Here is a 15,389-nt window from a genome sequence, read left to right as displayed (position 1 = left end):
ACGACCTAGTAATTAACTCGATTGCGTAGGTTTGTTAAAAACATTCAACGCAATTCACATAAATGCACGCTTAAATGTTTACTTGGGCAAACCGCCTGACTATTATTAGGTCACTGTCCCTGTCAATCAGCGCTCTACATAAGGTAGTCCACATGTCTCTGATCAACGAATACCGTGCCACCGAAGAAGCTATCAAAGAGCTGCAAGCCCGTTTGAAGAACCTGTCCCAAGACGACAAACTGCAAACCGAGCTGGAATTCGAAGGCAAATTGCGCACCCTGATGGGCGAATACTCCAAATCCCTGCGTGACATCATCGCACTGCTGGATCCAGAGTCGAAAGTTAAAGCACCGCGTGGCGCCGTGAAAACTACCGGCACCAAACGTGCTCGCAAAGTCAAACAATACAAAAACCCGCACAACGGCGAAGTGATTGAAACCAAAGGTGGCAACCACAAAACCCTGAAAGAGTGGAAAGCCAAGTGGGGCGGTGACGTGGTTGAAGGCTGGGCTACCCTGCTGGGCTAAGCTTCGCCAGGCTTGCGCCTGATCCGCGACACATTAAAAACGCCAGCTTGCTGGCGTTTTTTATTGTCTGCAGGTTCTCCATGAAACGGACTACACATTTACCCGAGCGGCCAAATCATCGGCATATTGCTGCCACTGCTCCAGCACCTCACACTGAAACGGTGTAGCACTTACAGCCAACTCCTGCCGGGCCTGCTTAAATGCTTCGAGGGTATTCGGAGCCCCGCATTCAGGGTCGGACAAACGCTGCTGACAAAAAAGTTTCCAACGTTGTTGCTCCTCGCTATTCAAGGTCTCGGGGAAGTTACGTGCACGGTAGCGAAATAATAATTCAGGCAAACGCTGATCATCAAAAGGCCACTGCTGGCGTGCTAATTGCGCAGGCTCGGCTGCCCGGACTTGTTCACATAAACGTCGATCACGATCGCCGATAAAACCGTCATAAAGCTGCTGTTCAGGGTCGGCACTCGGGGCAAAATCTTCCTCGGCATAAATGAGCGCCAACTTATCGCGCCAAAGTTCCTGTGCGTCAGTTAGCCGCAGCGCCCGTTCCTGATAAACAGTCATATCCAAGTGCAGGCGTTCTCGATCTTCAGCCCGCAGCACATTCAGGGGGGCGACCACCGGGCAACGATTGATATGCACCAACTTGAGCGGCACCGGCAATTCGCCCTCGGCAAGCTCGTCACGCCGGGTGTAGAGGCGCTGGCGCAAGGCCTGGGCATCAAGGTCGAGCAGCCCTTGGGGGTCGAGCCCAAGGTCGCAGACGATCAACGCATTGCGATTGCGCGGGTGCCAGGCCAGCGGCAGTACAACGCCCAGGTAATGACGCTCGGCGGAAAAGCGCCCGGAGATATGGACCATGGGTTGTAACAGGCGCACCTGGTCCATCACCCGCTGTTTACTGCGCAACTGGAACAACCATTCGTAGAGCTTCGGTTGTTTTTCACGCACCAGCCGCGCCAGCGCAATCGTGGCGCGCACGTCGGACAATGCGTCGTGCGCCTGGCCATGATCGATGCCGTTGGCGGCCGTCAGGCGCTCCAACTTGAGCGTGACGCGCCCCTCCTGTTGTGGCCACTCGATACCTTCCGGGCGCAGGGCGTAAGCGGTGCGAACGACGTCGATCAAATCCCAGCGGCTGTTACCGCCCTGCCACTCGCGCGCATAAGGGTCGAAAAAATTGCGATACAGGCTGTAGCGCGTCATTTCATCGTCAAACCGCAAGGTGTTGTAACCGGCGCCGCAGGTCCCTGGGGCGGCCAGTTCGGCGTGTACACGAGTCATGAAGTCCGCCTCGGCCAGGCCTTTTTCCGCGAGAATTGCCGGGGTAATGCCAGTAATCGCGCACGCGGCGGGATGTGGCAGGATATCGTCGCTGGGTTGGCAATAAAGATTGACCGGCGCGCCGATTTCGTTGAGGTCCAGGTCCGTACGGATACCGGCTACCTGAAGGGGGCGGTCATTGCGCGGGTTGATGCCGGTGGTTTCATAGTCGTACCAGAAAATGGAGGTCACGGGCTATTCCTGTACTGAAGATCGGCAAAGTCTAGGCGCTGAACCGCCTTCGAGGCCAGCACGCATTGCACTGTACAAACATCCAGCAAAACCTTGAGTGGTTGCTTCCATCGTCGACGCTGCTAGCATCCCTGTCTCTGAGCCACTCTGCACTGCCAAGGATCGCGATGCCATCAACCCCACTGGACACCCGCTACCAGATCGAGACCCCGGAGGGCATCGACCTGCCCCTGCGCCCTGCCGGCCTGGTGCCGCGTGCGCTGGCCTTTGCCTTCGACCTGGGCTTGCGAGGAGTGGTCATGGGCGTCCTGCTGGTGCCATTGGCCTTGCTGGGCAACATCGGCATTGGCCTGGGTTCACTGCTGCTGTTCCTGATCAGTTGGTGGTACATGGTGCTCTTCGAAGTGCTCAACCAGGGTTGCTCACCGGGCAAACAGGTGATGGGCCTACGCGTCGTCCAGGACGACGGCACCCCGATCGGCTGGTCCTCATCACTGATCCGCAACCTGCTGCGGTTTGTCGACATGCTGCCGTTTGGCTATTTTCTCGGCGCAATCAGTTGCCTGCAGCACCCTCACTTCAAGCGCCTCGGCGACCTGGCCGCCGGCACGCTGGTGATCTACCGCGAACAGCCACTTGCCCGCCCCCGGGTGCCTCAAGCGCCGGCATTGCGCTTGCCCTTTGCCCTGGACCTGAGCGAGCAACGGGCCATCCTTGCCTTTGCGGAACGCCAGGGAGAACTCTCCGCCGAGCGCGTTCACGAATTGGCCGCGATCCTCGCCACGCCTTTGCAGGTATCCCCGGCCCGCGCCGTCGAACAACTCAATGGCGTGGCCCGTGGCCTGTTGGGGCCCGCATGAAGCAGAGCCTGTTCGAAAGCCGTCACCAGCCCCAGTGGCAAGCCTTTGCCGAACAACTGAAACAGTTGGAACAAGGCCAGGCAAAATCCAGTGACGTGGCGGACTTCCCCCATCAATACCGGCGTCTGTGCCAGCACCTGGCATTGGCCCAGGAGCGTGGCTATAGCAGCTATCTGGTGGACCCACTGCAACAACTGGCACTGCGCGGACATCAACAGCTGTACCGGCATCGCAGCCAGTTGGCGGCCAATATCCTGAGTTTCGTACTCGCCGACTTTCCGCGGCTGGTGCGGGAGCAATGGCGTTTCGTACTGGCTGCCAGCCTGCTGTTCTTCGGTAGCCTGGCGGGCATTGCCCTGCTGGTCTTGCTGTTTCCCGACCTGATCTACAGCATCGTCAGCCCCCAGCAGGTGGCCGAGATGCAGGGTATGTACGACCCCGACGCCAGCCGACTGGGTCGCGCCGCCGAACGTGCGTCCAGTGAAGACTGGATGATGTTCGGCTACTACGTGATGCATAACATCGGCATCGCGTTCCAGACGTTCGCGGCTGGCTTGCTGTTCGGCCTGGGCAGCGTGTTCTTTCTGATTTTCAACGGCCTGGTCATCGGCGCAGTCTCCGGACACCTGACCGAAATCGGCTACGGGCAGACCTTCTGGTCCTTCGTCATCGGTCATGGGGCCTTCGAGCTGACCGCCATCGCCCTAGCCGGCGCTGCCGGGCTGCAACTGGGCTGGGCACTGATCGCCCCCGGGTGCCTGACCCGCGGCGAATCCTTGCGGCTCGCCGCCCATAAAAGCGTGCAGATGATGTGCGGGGTCATGGTGTTCCTGCTGATCGCGGCCTTTATCGAGGCCTACTGGTCGTCCACCACGGGGATAGCCCTTTGGGTCAAGTACCTGGTGGGCGCGGCCCTGTGGCTGCTGGTGATCGCTTACCTGAGCCTTGCAGGAAGGAGTCATCATGCGCCTGAGTGATGCCAGCGTGGTGATCCGCCCACGCACCGCCTGGGAAGCCATGGACCTGGGTGCATTGATGGCCCGCGAACATCGCCAGCTACTGATGAGCAGTTGGGCGCTGATAACCCTGCCTGTGTTCGCCCTGCTCACCGCGCTGCTGTGGAACTACCCGTCTACCGCCATATTCCTGTTCTGGTGGTTCAAGCCCGCATTCGATCGCCTGCCGCTGTATATCCTGTCCAAGGCCCTGTTTGGTGAAACGCCCAGCCTCAAGCAGGCCGTTCGCCAATGGCCGCGGCTGCTCAAGGGCCAACTGCTGGCCAGCCTGACCTGGCGGCGGCTCAGCCTCAGTCGCAGCTTCGTCATGCCGGTCAGTCAACTCGAAGGCCTGGATGGCCAGGCGCGCCAGAAACGCCTGGGTGTACTGCAGCAACGTAACGCCGGTGCCGCACGCTGGCTGACCATCGTCGGGGTGCATCTGGAAATCGGCCTGTGGTTCGGCTGCATGGCGTTGTTCTACCTGTTTATCCCCCAGGACGTCGAAATGCAGTGGGACTGGCAACGCCTGGCACTGGCCTCTAGTTCGGAAGGGCTGTGGCTGACACATCTGGGCAATGCCTTCTACGCCTTGATCCTGGTGTTTTGGGAGCCCATCTACGTGGCCTGCGGATTCAGCCTCTACCTCAACCGCCGCACAGTGCTGGAAGCCTGGGACCTGGAGCTGGTGTTCCGCCGTCTTCGGCAGCGCCTGAGCAGTGCGGCCATGCTGCTCGTGCTGGTCGCCGGGCTGATACTGCTGCCTGTCAGCCCGCCCGTCATGGCCGAGACATCCCCTGCGCCAAAACCATTGAGCACCCAAGGCGCGAGTCATTCCATCCAGTCGCTGCTCGACAAGCCGCCGTTCAAAAACCCGGAAACCGTCACCCGCTACCACTTTGGCGAAGACAAACCCGTGGTTAAAAACAAGGCCCACGGCGATGGCAAGCTTCCGGCCTGGCTGCAGGCATTCCTGGATAACCTCAACAGCGACACCTTCAAGCACATCGCCCAAGGCCTGGAAGTGCTTTTATGGGGACTTTTGATCGGTGGCCTGGCCCTGCTGGCATGGCGATACCGTGACTGGCTACGCACGTTTGCCCGCCGGCGCGGGCCAGGCAAAATCAACGTGGCCAAGCCCGTACCGACACAGTTGTTCGGCCTGGAACTGGGCGCTGAGACCTTGCCCGAGGATATTGCCAGCACCGCCGAGCAACTGTGGGCGACGCGACCGAGGGACGCTCTGGGCCTTCTGTATCGCGGCCTGCTCAGCCGGTTACTGCATGACTTCAACCTGCCGCTGAAAAGCGCAGACACCGAGGGCCAGGTGCTGGAGCGTGTTCATCAGTTGCAGCAACCGCAGCTTCTGGCCTTCAGCGATGAATTGACCCGGCACTGGCAAAACCTCGCCTACGGTCATCTCCTTCCGCCCACCTCGGCCCAGCAAAAACTCTGCAGTGATTGGCGTACGCTATTCAGTCCGGAGGGCCGCCCATGAACCGGCCATTAGTGTGGGTGGCGTTACTGCTGGCCTGCCTGCTGGGGGCTGGCGGTTTTTACGCGTGGAGCAAAGCGACGCCCTACGAGGTCGTGGTGGATCGCGGCCCTTCACCCGAGGCCACGGCCAACCCCTATCTGGCAGCCGAACACTTCCTGCGCCAGCAGGGCCTGGCCGTGGAACATGCCAATAGCCTGGAGCGGCTGGCTACCCTCCCCGCCAAGGGCAACAGCCTGTTGTTACTGGGCGACCGAAGCACGATGTCGCCACGCCAGGTCGAACAACTGCTGGCGTGGGCGAAGTCCGGCGGTCATCTGTTGCTGGTGGCACAGGCACTCTGGGATGAAGAGGCCGGCAAAAGCGGCGACCTGCTGCTTGATCGCCTGTCCATCCACCAGGCCTTGAGTGACGACCCTGAAGAACCGGCCCCGGCCCGCAAAAAGAAAGCGCCGGACCTGACCAAGCTCTATGTCGACAATGAAACCGCCCCGGCCTATTTCAGTTTCGACACCCACTTCAACCTCGTCGACCCCAGGCACCTGGCACAATTTTCAGCCAATAGCGCCGACTCAAGCCACCTGATGCAACTTGACCTCGGGCAAGGCCGCGTCACGGTGATCACCGACAGCGACCTGTGGAAAACTCCAGCAATCGGCGAGCACGACAATGCCTGGCTGCTGTGGTACCTGAATCAGGGCACGACCGTCACCCTGCTGTTCAACAGCGACTTCGACAACTTGTTCACCCTGCTGATACGGTATTTCCCCCAAGCGTTGGTAGCCCTCATTGCCCTGATCGCATTAGGACTCTGGCACGCCGGCATGCGCCAAGGCCCGATCCAGGCAGCCGCTCCCAAGGCGCGCCGACAGTTGCAGGAGCACTTGAAAGCCAGTGCCGACTTCCTGCTACGCCGCAGCGGCCAGGGCACCCTGTTGCAGGCTTTGCAGCGCGATATCCTGCGCGCCGCGCGGCGCCGCCACCCTGGCTTTGAACACCTCGACAACGCAGAACAGTGGCGGGTGCTTGAGCACCTGACGCGCCAACCCTCTCACGTCATCAGCCAGGCCCTTGGCCCACCTGCGGCGAAACGGCTTTCCAGTGCCGATTTCAGCCGACAGGTGGCGTGCCTGCAAACTCTCAGGAATGCCCTATGAGCGATTTTCCAAGCGCCACTGCCGTGAACCGCGAAGCCTTGCACCGTGCCAGCCAGCAAGCCCAGGCCTTGCGCGTCGAGCTGCGCAAGGCAGTGATTGGCCAGGACCAGGTGATCGATGATGTGCTGACCGCGCTGATTGCCGGCGGCCATGTGTTGCTCGAAGGGGTGCCGGGACTGGGTAAAACCCTGCTGGTACGTGCCCTGGCGCGTTGTTTTGACGGCGAGTTCGCACGCATCCAGTTCACCCCCGACCTGATGCCCAGCGATGTTACCGGGCACGCTGTGTACGACCAGCGCACCGAACAATTCAAGCTGCGCAAGGGACCGGTGTTCACCCACCTGCTGCTCGCCGACGAAATCAACCGCGCCCCGGCCAAGACCCAGGCAGCCCTGCTCGAAGCCATGCAGGAGCGCCAAGTTACCCTCGAAGGCGAAGCGCTGCCCATCAGCCAGCCGTTCATGGTGCTGGCGACCCAGAACCCCATCGAACAGGAAGGCACCTATCCGTTGCCGGAAGCTGAGCTGGACCGTTTCATGCTGAAGGTCCGCATGGATTATCCGGATGCGCAGCAGGAGCTGGACATGGTGCGCGAAGTAACGCGCTCGTCCCGTGCCGACATGCTGGATGTGCAGCCATTGCGCAGGGTCCTGGTGGCCGACGATGTACTGCTGTTACAGCAGATCGCCAGTGAATTGGCCCTGGATGAACAAGTTCTCGACTATGCCGTGCGCCTGGCGCGTGCCACCCGCAGTTGGCCAGGCCTCGCCATCGGTGCCGGCCCTCGGGCTTCGATTGCACTGGTCCGCGGCGCCCGCGCGCGGGCACTGCTGCGCGGTGCGGAGTTCGTCACCCCGGATGACATCAAGGGATGCGCCCTCGCAGTGCTGCGCCATCGGGTGCGTATCGCGCCCGAGTTGGACATTGACGGATTGGAGGTCGACCAGGTGCTCAAGCAACTGCTGGACCAGATCCCGGCCCCACGCCAATGACCCGCCCATGAAACCGACTCGTCTGTTACTGGCCTGGCTTGGCGTGCTGCTGGGCCTGAATACTCTGCTGGGCATCGCAGTGGCGCTGGCGCTCAAAGTGCCTGACACCCTGCACTCGATTGCATGGGGCTTGCTCCTCGCGTTGTTGCTGCTGGCCGTGCTGGACGCCCTGCGCCAGCATCGACGCCCGTCCCCCCGTGTACAACGGCAGATGCCCGGCAGCCTGGCGCTCGGCCGCTGGGGCGAGGTCCGCCTGACACTGGAGCATGCCTACGCGCAGCCGTTGACGGTACAGGTGTTCGATCATGCGCCGGACGGGTTGATGGTGGAGAACATGCCCCAGTCCATAGCACTGCGGCCGGGTGAGCGCAGTGAACTGGGGTATCGCCTTCGCCCCCTGCGGCGTGGGCACTTCAGCTTCAGCCGTTGCGAAATACACCTGCCGAGCCCCTTCGGGTTATGGTCGACACGGCGTTTTGTCGAGATCAGCGATGTCACCCGCGTCTATCCGGATTTCGCCCGTCTCTACGGCGCGCAGTTGCTGGGTGTGGATAACTGGCTGAGCCAACTGGGTGTGCGGCAACGCCAGCGGAGAGGGTTAGGGCTGGAGTTTCATCAACTGCGCGAGTTTCGCGAGGGCGACAGCCTGCGCCAGATCGACTGGAAGGCCACGGCACGACAACGCACGCCCATCGCCCGCGAGTATCAGGATGAGCGCGACCAGCAGATTGTATTCATGCTCGATTGCGGCCGGCGCATGCGCAGCCAGGATGACGAGCTGTCCCACTTTGACCATGCCCTCAACGCCTGCCTGCTGCTCAGCTATGTCGCCTTGCGCCAGGGCGATGCCGTGGGGCTGTGTACTTTCGCCGGCGACCAGCCGCGCTACCTGGCGCCGGTCAAGGGCAGCAGCCAGTTGAATCTGTTGCTCAACACGGTGTACGACCTGGACACCACCCGACGCACGGCCGATTACCAGGCGGCGGCCAGCCAACTGCTGGCCCGGCAAAAACGCCGCGCATTGGTGATTGTGGTTACCAACCTGCGGGATGAGGACGATGAAGCGCTACTGTCCGCCGTCAAGCGTATCGGCCGCCAGCATCGCGTGCTGGTGGCCAGTTTGCGTGAGGAAGTACTCGATCAACTGCGCCAGTCCCCGGTACAGACCCTGCCGGAAGCGTTGGCCTATAGCGGCACCGTCGATTACCTCAATACCCGCGAAGAACTGCACGAACGCTTGAGTGCCCACGGCCTGTCGGTCATCGATACCTCACCCTCACAGCTGGGAGCGTGCCTGGTGACACGCTACCTGAGCTGGAAAAAAGCCGGGGTGTTCTAGGTCCAGCTGAAAAAGGCGCACGGTCACGGCGGGGACGATCCCTCAAACCAGGCCGACAACGCGCTATAGCTAGGCTGAGGCCTGCAAGGGATCAAAGCTGAAGTAATGCAACAAGACATTGATCAATTGCCCATATTCCTCGGGGGCCTGCTGCACACTGAACCCCGAATCATAATGCTGAGGATTGATATCTTCATGGCTCCACAAGCAGGTCGCCGTGAGGTCGATTGCATGGAAGGTATCGTCCGCCCCTGGGATTTTCAGGCGTAGCTCGAAGTCTACGCCCACCATCAAGGGCAACTGACTGATCAACATCAGCCCGTCTTCAGAGACGTTCCCTAAAAAGCCAATGGGTTTGTCGGTAAGACGGTTAAACACTTGCAGGAAGTAAGGAAGATGATGCCGCTCGATCCGTCGGTCGGTAAACATGGTGAGATCGCCATCCAGTGGCCATGATCTGGCCGCGCCAGTGATTCGGAACGAGCAGAAATCGCTCGCTCTCCCTGAAACTCGGTGTGACAACAAACACCTTTTTGGTCACTAAACAGCTGTCGAGTCCGGGCCTTGCATCCATTCGAATAGAAACTTGTACAAATGAACATTCGAAGAATAGCCCAAGACTGGCGGCAGGCCAGTCATGACATGATGAATATCATCACAACGACGCAGGACGTGGCTGGGCGGTGCTTGCGCCGGGGTAATGCCCCAGTTGTTGCAGGGTATCCAGCCGTGCGCGAGCCCGGTACGCATACTCACTGGAAGGGTACTGATTGATGATGAATTGATAGGTCTGCACCGCATCGACGAACAGTTTCTGGCGTTCCAGGCATTGGCCGCGCAGCATCGAGACCTCCGGTTGCACATAACGCCGGGTGCGGCTTTCGCGGTCGACCTGGGATAACTCCAGGGTGACGCGCTGGCAATCGCCGACCCCGTAGGCGCGGTAGGCGTTGTTCAAATGGTGGTCCATCGACCAGCGGGTGCAGCCGACAACACTGACGGCCAGGGCAGCAACGAGCAAAATTCGCATGAGGGTTCTCCTGTCTTGTGCAGTGTATCGACCCCTCGTCGAAAATCTTCAAGGGTCTTCGTCTATTCAACCGCAGCAAAAACAAGCCGATCGTCGATAAGTAGTGCAAACGAACAATGACTACAACGAAAGAGCATAGTAGCCTTCCTCAGCGCTTGAACTCAGGAGTCTGTGCATGTCCGTCCGTCGTACCAAAATCGTCGCCACCCTTGGCCCGGCCAGCAACTCGCCGGAAGTCCTCGAACAGCTGATTCTGGCTGGTTTGGACGTTGCCCGTCTGAACTTCTCCCACGGCACCCCGGACGAGCACAAGGCTCGCGCCAAGCTGGTGCGTGACCTGGCCGCCAAGCACGGCCGCTTCGTGGCACTGCTGGGTGACCTGCAAGGCCCGAAAATCCGCATCGCCAAATTCGCCAACAAGCGTATCGAGCTGAAGATCGGTGACACCTTCACCTTCTCCACCAGCCATCCGCTGACCGAAGGCAACCAGCAAGTCGTGGGTATCGACTACCCGGACCTGGTCAAGGATTGCGGCGTCGGTGACGAACTGCTGCTGGACGACGGCCGCGTGGTCATGCGCGTCGACACTGCCACCGGCACCGAACTGATCTGCACCGTGACCATCGGCGGCCCGCTGTCCGACCACAAAGGCATCAACCGTCGTGGTGGTGGCCTGACGGCGCCGGCGCTGACTGAAAAAGACAAGGCTGACATCAAGCTCGCCGCCGAAATGGAAGTGGACTACCTCGCTGTGTCCTTCCCGCGCGACGCCGCCGACATGGAATACGCCCGCAAGCTGCGCGACGAGGCCGGCGGCACCGCCTGGCTGGTGGCGAAGATCGAACGCGCCGAAGCCGTGGCCGATGACGAAACCCTCGACGGCCTGATCAAGGCATCCGACGCCGTGATGGTGGCCCGTGGTGACCTGGGCGTGGAAATCGGCGATGCCGAGCTGATCGGTATCCAGAAGAAGATCATCCTGCACGCACGCCGCCACAACAAGGCAGTGATCGTGGCGACCCAGATGATGGAGTCGATGATCCAGAACCCGATGCCGACCCGTGCCGAAGTGTCCGACGTGGCCAACGCCGTGCTCGACTACACCGACGCCGTGATGCTCTCGGCTGAAAGTGCCGCGGGTCCGTACCCGCTGGAAGCCGTCCAGGCCATGGCGCGTATCTGTGTCGGTGCCGAGAAGCACCCGACCAGCAAGACCTCCAGCCACCGCATCGGCAAAGTGTTCGAAAGCTGCGACCAGAGCATCGCCCTGGCGGCCATGTACACCGCCAACCACTTCCCGGGCGTGAAGGCGATCATCGCCTTGACCGAAAGTGGCTACACGCCGTTGATCATGTCGCGCATCCGTTCGTCGGTGCCGATCTACGCGTTCACCCCGCACCGCGAAGCCCAGGCCCGCGCGGCGCTGTTCCGTGGTGTGTACACCATTCCGTTCGACCCGGCTTCGCTGGCACCGAACGAAGTCAGCCAGAAAGCTATCGACGAGTTGGTCAAGCGCGGCGTCGTAGAGCAAGGCGATTGGGTCATCCTCACCAAGGGCGACAGCTACCACACCACCGGTGGCACCAATGGCATGAAGATCCTGCACGTGGGCGACCCGCAGTACTGAGTGACACGCTGAAAAACAAAAGCCCCGCCATGTGAATGGCGGGGCTTTTTGCATTTCAGAGTGACCGGCTGGCTGTCACGACTTCGTCGCGGGCAAGGCCGGCTCCCACAGTTGACTGCACTCCGATGTGCAAGCCGGGCTTGCCCGCGATCAGGCCAGACCAATCAACCTACTTTCAGCGCCGAGTGATGAAAGCCGACAACGCCGCAATCGCCTCCGGTGATTTCAGACGCTGCACAAACAACGCCCCCTCCTCCTCGATCACCTGCCGCAACTGCTCACGATCAACACTCTTCATCAATTGCTTGGTCACCTGCACGGCTCCCGGCGCCAGGTTTTCAAAGCGCTCGGCCATTTCCCGAGCCTTGGCCAGCGCCGCTTCGCCACTGCCCAACGCTTCGGTAGCAATCCCCCATGCCGCCGCTTGTTCGCCGCTAAAGCCCTCGCCCAACAGCAACAGTTCAGCGGCTTTAGCGTGCCCCAGCAGGCGCGGCAGGATCAGGCTCGAGCCAAACTCCGGGCACAATCCCAGGTTGACGAACGGCATGCGCAACCGCGCGTCCCGGCTGATGTACACCAGGTCGCAGTGCAGCAGCAGCGTCGTACCAATACCCACCGCCGCCCCTGCCACGGCAGCAATTACCGGCTTGCGACAGTTGAGCAGGCTTTTCATGAAGTGAAACGGAGGGCTGTCGAGGTCGCTGGGCGGCTGCTCGAGGAAGTCGGCGATGTCGTTGCCAGCAGTGAAACATTCGCTGCTGCCCTGGATGAGCACGGATCGCACATCCGCATCCGCATCCGCCTGCTCCAGCGCCTCGGCCAGCAGCGTGTACATGGCGCGGGTCAGGGCGTTTTTCTTGTCCGGGCGATTAAGCTGCAAGGTCAGCAGCCCACGTTCGCGGTACTGCAGGATGGCATCGGTCATGGCGAATCTCGCGGCGGTAGAATTCAGCGCTCAACCACGCGGCAGGAACACGTCGGCCAGCAGTTGATTGCGCGGCAAGCCAGCCAGGAACAGACGCTTGGAAAACGCCTCGACACTGGCAGGGTGTCCGCAGAGTAAGGCCAGAGTTTGCCGCGAAACAAGCCGCAGTTGCGCCAATGCCTGGGCCGACTCAGCCGCCGTCCACAGCTCGACAGTCAGGTTGGGATGCTGCGCAGCCAGTTCCGCCAGCGGCTCGGCCAGGTAATGGCTGCCGGCGTCATGAGCCAGGTGAATCACGCGGATAGCGCCCTGGTGATCCTGGCGCAGCGCCTCGCGCAACACGCCCCACAACGGTCCCAGGCCGGTGCCGGAGGCCAGCAGCCATAACGGCCGAGCCTGCCAGTCGGGATCATACTGCAGTGCCCCGCCCCGCAATTCGCCCAGTCGCAGGCCATCGCCCACCTGCAACTGCCGGGCAAGATCGCTGAACTCACCGGGCTGGCGGCAATCCAGGTGAAACTCCAGGAACGACTCCTCCTGCGGCAAGCTCGCCAGGGAATACGGGCGTGCGACGTGCCCCGCCCACAGCACCAGGTGCTGCCCGGCCCGGTAACGCAGGCCCCGCTCCGGTTGCAGGCGCAGGCGCAGCACCGTCGGGTTCAGCCAATCGACACCCACCACCTGGGCTGGCAATCCATCACGCGTCGGGTCAAACGCTTCGACGCGCAGATCCCCGCTGACCTGGCACTGGCAAGCCAACCGCCAGCCGTCCTGGCGTTGCGCGAGGCTCAAGGCCTCGGGTTGCTGGTCCTCGACCTCGCCCTGGCAACGCACCAGGCAGGCATGGCAACTGCCGGCGCGGCAACTGTAGGGCACGGCGACACCTGCCTGGTTCAAGGCGTCCAACAGGTTGCTGCCGGCAGATACCGACCAATGGCGTTCGCCGACGTACAGTTCAGGCATATAAGGACTCAATCACAAGGGGCGCGCACAGGGAATCACGCCTGCGACAGTTTGACCATAGTCGGGTGTATCGGCCACCGCGTCGGGTTATACTGCCGCGCCTTTTTAGCGTCGCGCCTGCACCACTTTGGCGTGCCTTGGAAAGGTGAGCTCAGCCGACCGATGCAACACTGAGCCCACCTTTATTGAATGTTCCCTTATAGAGGAGCGCGACTCATGACCGTGATCAAGCAAGACGACCTGATTCAGAGCGTTGCCGACGCCCTGCAATTCATTTCCTACTACCACCCCGTTGACTTCATCCAGGCGATGCACGAGGCCTACCTGCGCGAAGAATCGCCGGCAGCCCGTGACTCCATCGCGCAGATCCTGATCAACTCGCGCATGTGCGCCACCGGCCATCGCCCGATCTGCCAGGACACCGGTATCGTTACCGTGTTCGTGCGCGTGGGCATGGACGTGCGTTGGGATGGCGCCACCATGGGCCTGGACGACATGATCAACGAAGGCGTGCGTCGCGCCTACAACCTGCCGGAAAACGTCCTGCGTGCATCGATCCTCGCCGACCCGGCTGGTGCGCGTAAAAACACCAAGGACAACACCCCGGCCGTGATCCATTACTCCATCGTCCCGGGTAACACCGTGGAAGTGGACGTGGCGGCCAAGGGCGGCGGTTCCGAGAACAAGTCGAAAATGGCCATGCTCAACCCGTCCGACTCGATCGTCGACTGGGTGCTCAAGACCGTTCCGACCATGGGCGCCGGCTGGTGCCCACCGGGCATGCTCGGCATCGGCATCGGCGGCACCGCCGAGAAAGCTGCCGTGATGGCCAAGGAAGTGTTGATGGAATCCATCGACATCCACGAGCTGAAAAAGCGCGGCCCGCAGAACCGTATCGAAGAGATGCGCCTGGAGCTGTTCGAGAAGGTCAACCAACTGGGCATCGGCGCCCAGGGCCTGGGTGGCCTGACCACCGTGCTCGACGTGAAGATCATGGACTACCCGACCCACGCCGCCTCGCTGCCGGTGTGCATGATCCCCAACTGCGCCGCCACCCGTCACGCACACTTCGTGCTCGACGGTTCGGGCCCGGCGTCGCTGGAAGCGCCACCGTTGGACGCCTACCCGGAGATCGTCTGGGAAGCTGGCCCGTCGGCCCGTCGCGTCAACCTCGACACCCTGACCCCGGAAGAAGTGCAGAGCTGGAAGCCGGGCGAAACCGTGTTGCTCAACGGCAAGATGCTCACCGGTCGTGACGCCGCGCACAAGCGCATGGTCGAAATGCTGAACAAGGGTGAAACCCTGCCGGTGGACCTCAAGGGTCGCTTTATCTACTACGTCGGCCCGGTTGATCCGGTGCGCGAAGAAGTGGTTGGCCCAGCCGGTCCTACCACCGCCACGCGGATGGACAAGTTCACCCGTCAGATCCTCGAGCAAACCGGCCTGCTGGGCATGATCGGCAAATCCGAGCGCGGCCCGACCGCAATCGAAGCGATCAAGGACCACAAGGCCGTGTACCTGATGGCCGTGGGCGGCGCTGCTTACCTGGTGGCGCAAGCCATCAAGAAGTCGCGCGTTGTCGCCTTCGCCGAGCTGGGCATGGAAGCGATCTACGAGTTCGACGTCAAGGACATGCCGGTCACCGTTGCGGTGGACAGCAAGGGCGAATCCGTCCATATCACCGGTCCTGCCATCTGGCAGAAAAAGATCAGTGAAAGCCTGGCGGTAGAAGTGCAGTAAGCACCCTCCCGCAAGACTGAAGCGACCGCGGCCCCATGGCCCGGTCGCTTTTTTATTGCCTGCTGTTTCACCTGTGGCAAGCGGGCTTGTCATGCCTGGCACGCGCGTCTTGGCAACTGCGTTTATTGTGGCGAGCGGGCTTGCCCCGCGTTGGGCTGCGAAGCGGCCCCATAAAGATCATCGCATTCCTTCAGGTCAAACCGCATTGCCTGGTTTTGGGG

Annotated in this window: 14 protein-coding genes; 9 read left to right on the top strand and 5 right to left on the bottom strand. The window is 61.3% G+C overall.

Annotated elements, in window-relative coordinates; genetic code table 11:
• The first annotated feature begins 152 nt into the window (after positions 1-152).
• Positions 153-527, top strand: a complete 375-nt coding sequence (gene mvaT / locus QMX97_RS18870) for a histone-like nucleoid-structuring protein MvaT (RefSeq protein ID WP_005790963.1) — start codon at positions 153-155, stop codon at positions 525-527.
• Between the two features lie 90 nt (positions 528-617).
• Here the strand turns inward: mvaT and sbcB are convergent, their stop codons facing one another.
• A complete protein-coding gene (sbcB, locus tag QMX97_RS18865; protein WP_106802731.1) occupies positions 618-2,045 on the bottom strand; it encodes an exodeoxyribonuclease I in 1,428 nt (475 codons plus the stop codon).
• 167 nt (positions 2,046-2,212) lie between these two features.
• On the opposite strand from sbcB, the gene QMX97_RS18860 reads away from it, so the two are divergent.
• From QMX97_RS18860 to QMX97_RS18835, 6 genes are read left to right on the top strand one after another with little or no spacing between them, the layout of a single operon-like run.
• Positions 2,213-2,905: an RDD family protein gene (locus QMX97_RS18860; RefSeq protein WP_065908793.1), complete on the top strand. Its 693-nt coding sequence runs from the start codon at positions 2,213-2,215 to the stop codon at positions 2,903-2,905.
• Entirely contained in the window at positions 2,902-3,882 is a 981-nt protein-coding gene (locus QMX97_RS18855) for a stage II sporulation protein M (protein WP_213553317.1), read from the top strand. Before QMX97_RS18860 ends, QMX97_RS18855 begins: the two co-directional genes overlap by 4 nt.
• On the top strand, positions 3,869-5,398 hold the full coding sequence (locus tag QMX97_RS18850) for a DUF4129 domain-containing protein (protein WP_282397380.1): 1,530 nt from the start codon (positions 3,869-3,871) through the stop codon (positions 5,396-5,398). Before QMX97_RS18855 ends, QMX97_RS18850 begins: the two co-directional genes overlap by 14 nt.
• Positions 5,395-6,552, top strand: coding sequence for a DUF4350 domain-containing protein (locus QMX97_RS18845; protein ID WP_282397379.1), 1,158 nt, complete (start codon positions 5,395-5,397; stop codon positions 6,550-6,552). The genes QMX97_RS18850 and QMX97_RS18845 overlap by 4 nt, the downstream gene beginning before the upstream one ends.
• The gene (locus QMX97_RS18840) at positions 6,549-7,544 is read left to right on the top strand and encodes a MoxR family ATPase (RefSeq protein WP_282397378.1); all 996 of its coding nucleotides are present in this window, start codon (positions 6,549-6,551) and stop codon (positions 7,542-7,544) included. Before QMX97_RS18845 ends, QMX97_RS18840 begins: the two co-directional genes overlap by 4 nt.
• 7 nt (positions 7,545-7,551) lie before the next feature.
• On the top strand, positions 7,552-8,883 hold the full coding sequence (locus QMX97_RS18835) for a DUF58 domain-containing protein (RefSeq protein WP_282397377.1): 1,332 nt from the start codon (positions 7,552-7,554) through the stop codon (positions 8,881-8,883).
• Between the two features lie 69 nt (positions 8,884-8,952).
• Here QMX97_RS18835 and QMX97_RS18830 read toward each other — a convergent pair whose 3' ends face one another.
• Positions 8,953-9,312: a PilZ domain-containing protein gene (locus QMX97_RS18830; protein WP_213553325.1), complete on the bottom strand. Its 360-nt coding sequence runs from the start codon at positions 9,310-9,312 to the stop codon at positions 8,953-8,955.
• 226 nt (positions 9,313-9,538) lie between these two features.
• Positions 9,539-9,913, bottom strand: coding sequence for a tetratricopeptide repeat protein (locus QMX97_RS18825; RefSeq protein ID WP_282397376.1), 375 nt, complete (start codon positions 9,911-9,913; stop codon positions 9,539-9,541).
• A gap of 175 nt (positions 9,914-10,088) precedes the next feature.
• Here QMX97_RS18825 and pyk point away from each other — a divergent pair, with 175 nt between their 5' ends.
• Positions 10,089-11,540, top strand: a complete 1,452-nt coding sequence (gene pyk, locus QMX97_RS18820; protein WP_025854788.1) for a pyruvate kinase — start codon at positions 10,089-10,091, stop codon at positions 11,538-11,540.
• A gap of 175 nt (positions 11,541-11,715) precedes the next feature.
• Here the strand turns inward: pyk and QMX97_RS18815 are convergent, their stop codons facing one another.
• Both QMX97_RS18815 and QMX97_RS18810 read right to left on the bottom strand, forming a co-directional pair.
• Positions 11,716-12,465 carry an enoyl-CoA hydratase-related protein gene (locus tag QMX97_RS18815; protein ID WP_106802726.1) on the bottom strand — a complete coding sequence of 250 codons (750 nt, stop codon included), beginning with the start codon at positions 12,463-12,465 and terminating at the stop codon, positions 11,716-11,718.
• Between the two features lie 30 nt (positions 12,466-12,495).
• Entirely contained in the window at positions 12,496-13,428 is a 933-nt protein-coding gene (locus QMX97_RS18810) for an iron-sulfur-binding ferredoxin reductase (RefSeq protein WP_213553327.1), read from the bottom strand.
• Between the two features lie 216 nt (positions 13,429-13,644).
• On the opposite strand from QMX97_RS18810, the gene QMX97_RS18805 reads away from it, so the two are divergent.
• Positions 13,645-15,168 (top strand): fumarate hydratase, encoded by a 1,524-nt coding sequence (locus QMX97_RS18805; RefSeq protein WP_010208051.1) that lies wholly within the window; start codon positions 13,645-13,647, stop codon positions 15,166-15,168.
• Positions 15,169-15,389: the final 221 nt, after the last annotated feature.

Source organism: Pseudomonas sp. PS01298 (genome assembly GCF_029959745.1).
Lineage (GTDB): Bacteria > Pseudomonadota > Gammaproteobacteria > Pseudomonadales > Pseudomonadaceae > Aquipseudomonas > Aquipseudomonas aylmerensis.
Note: the sequence above shows the minus strand (reverse complement) of the source record. Positions and strands in the feature narration are given on the sequence as shown.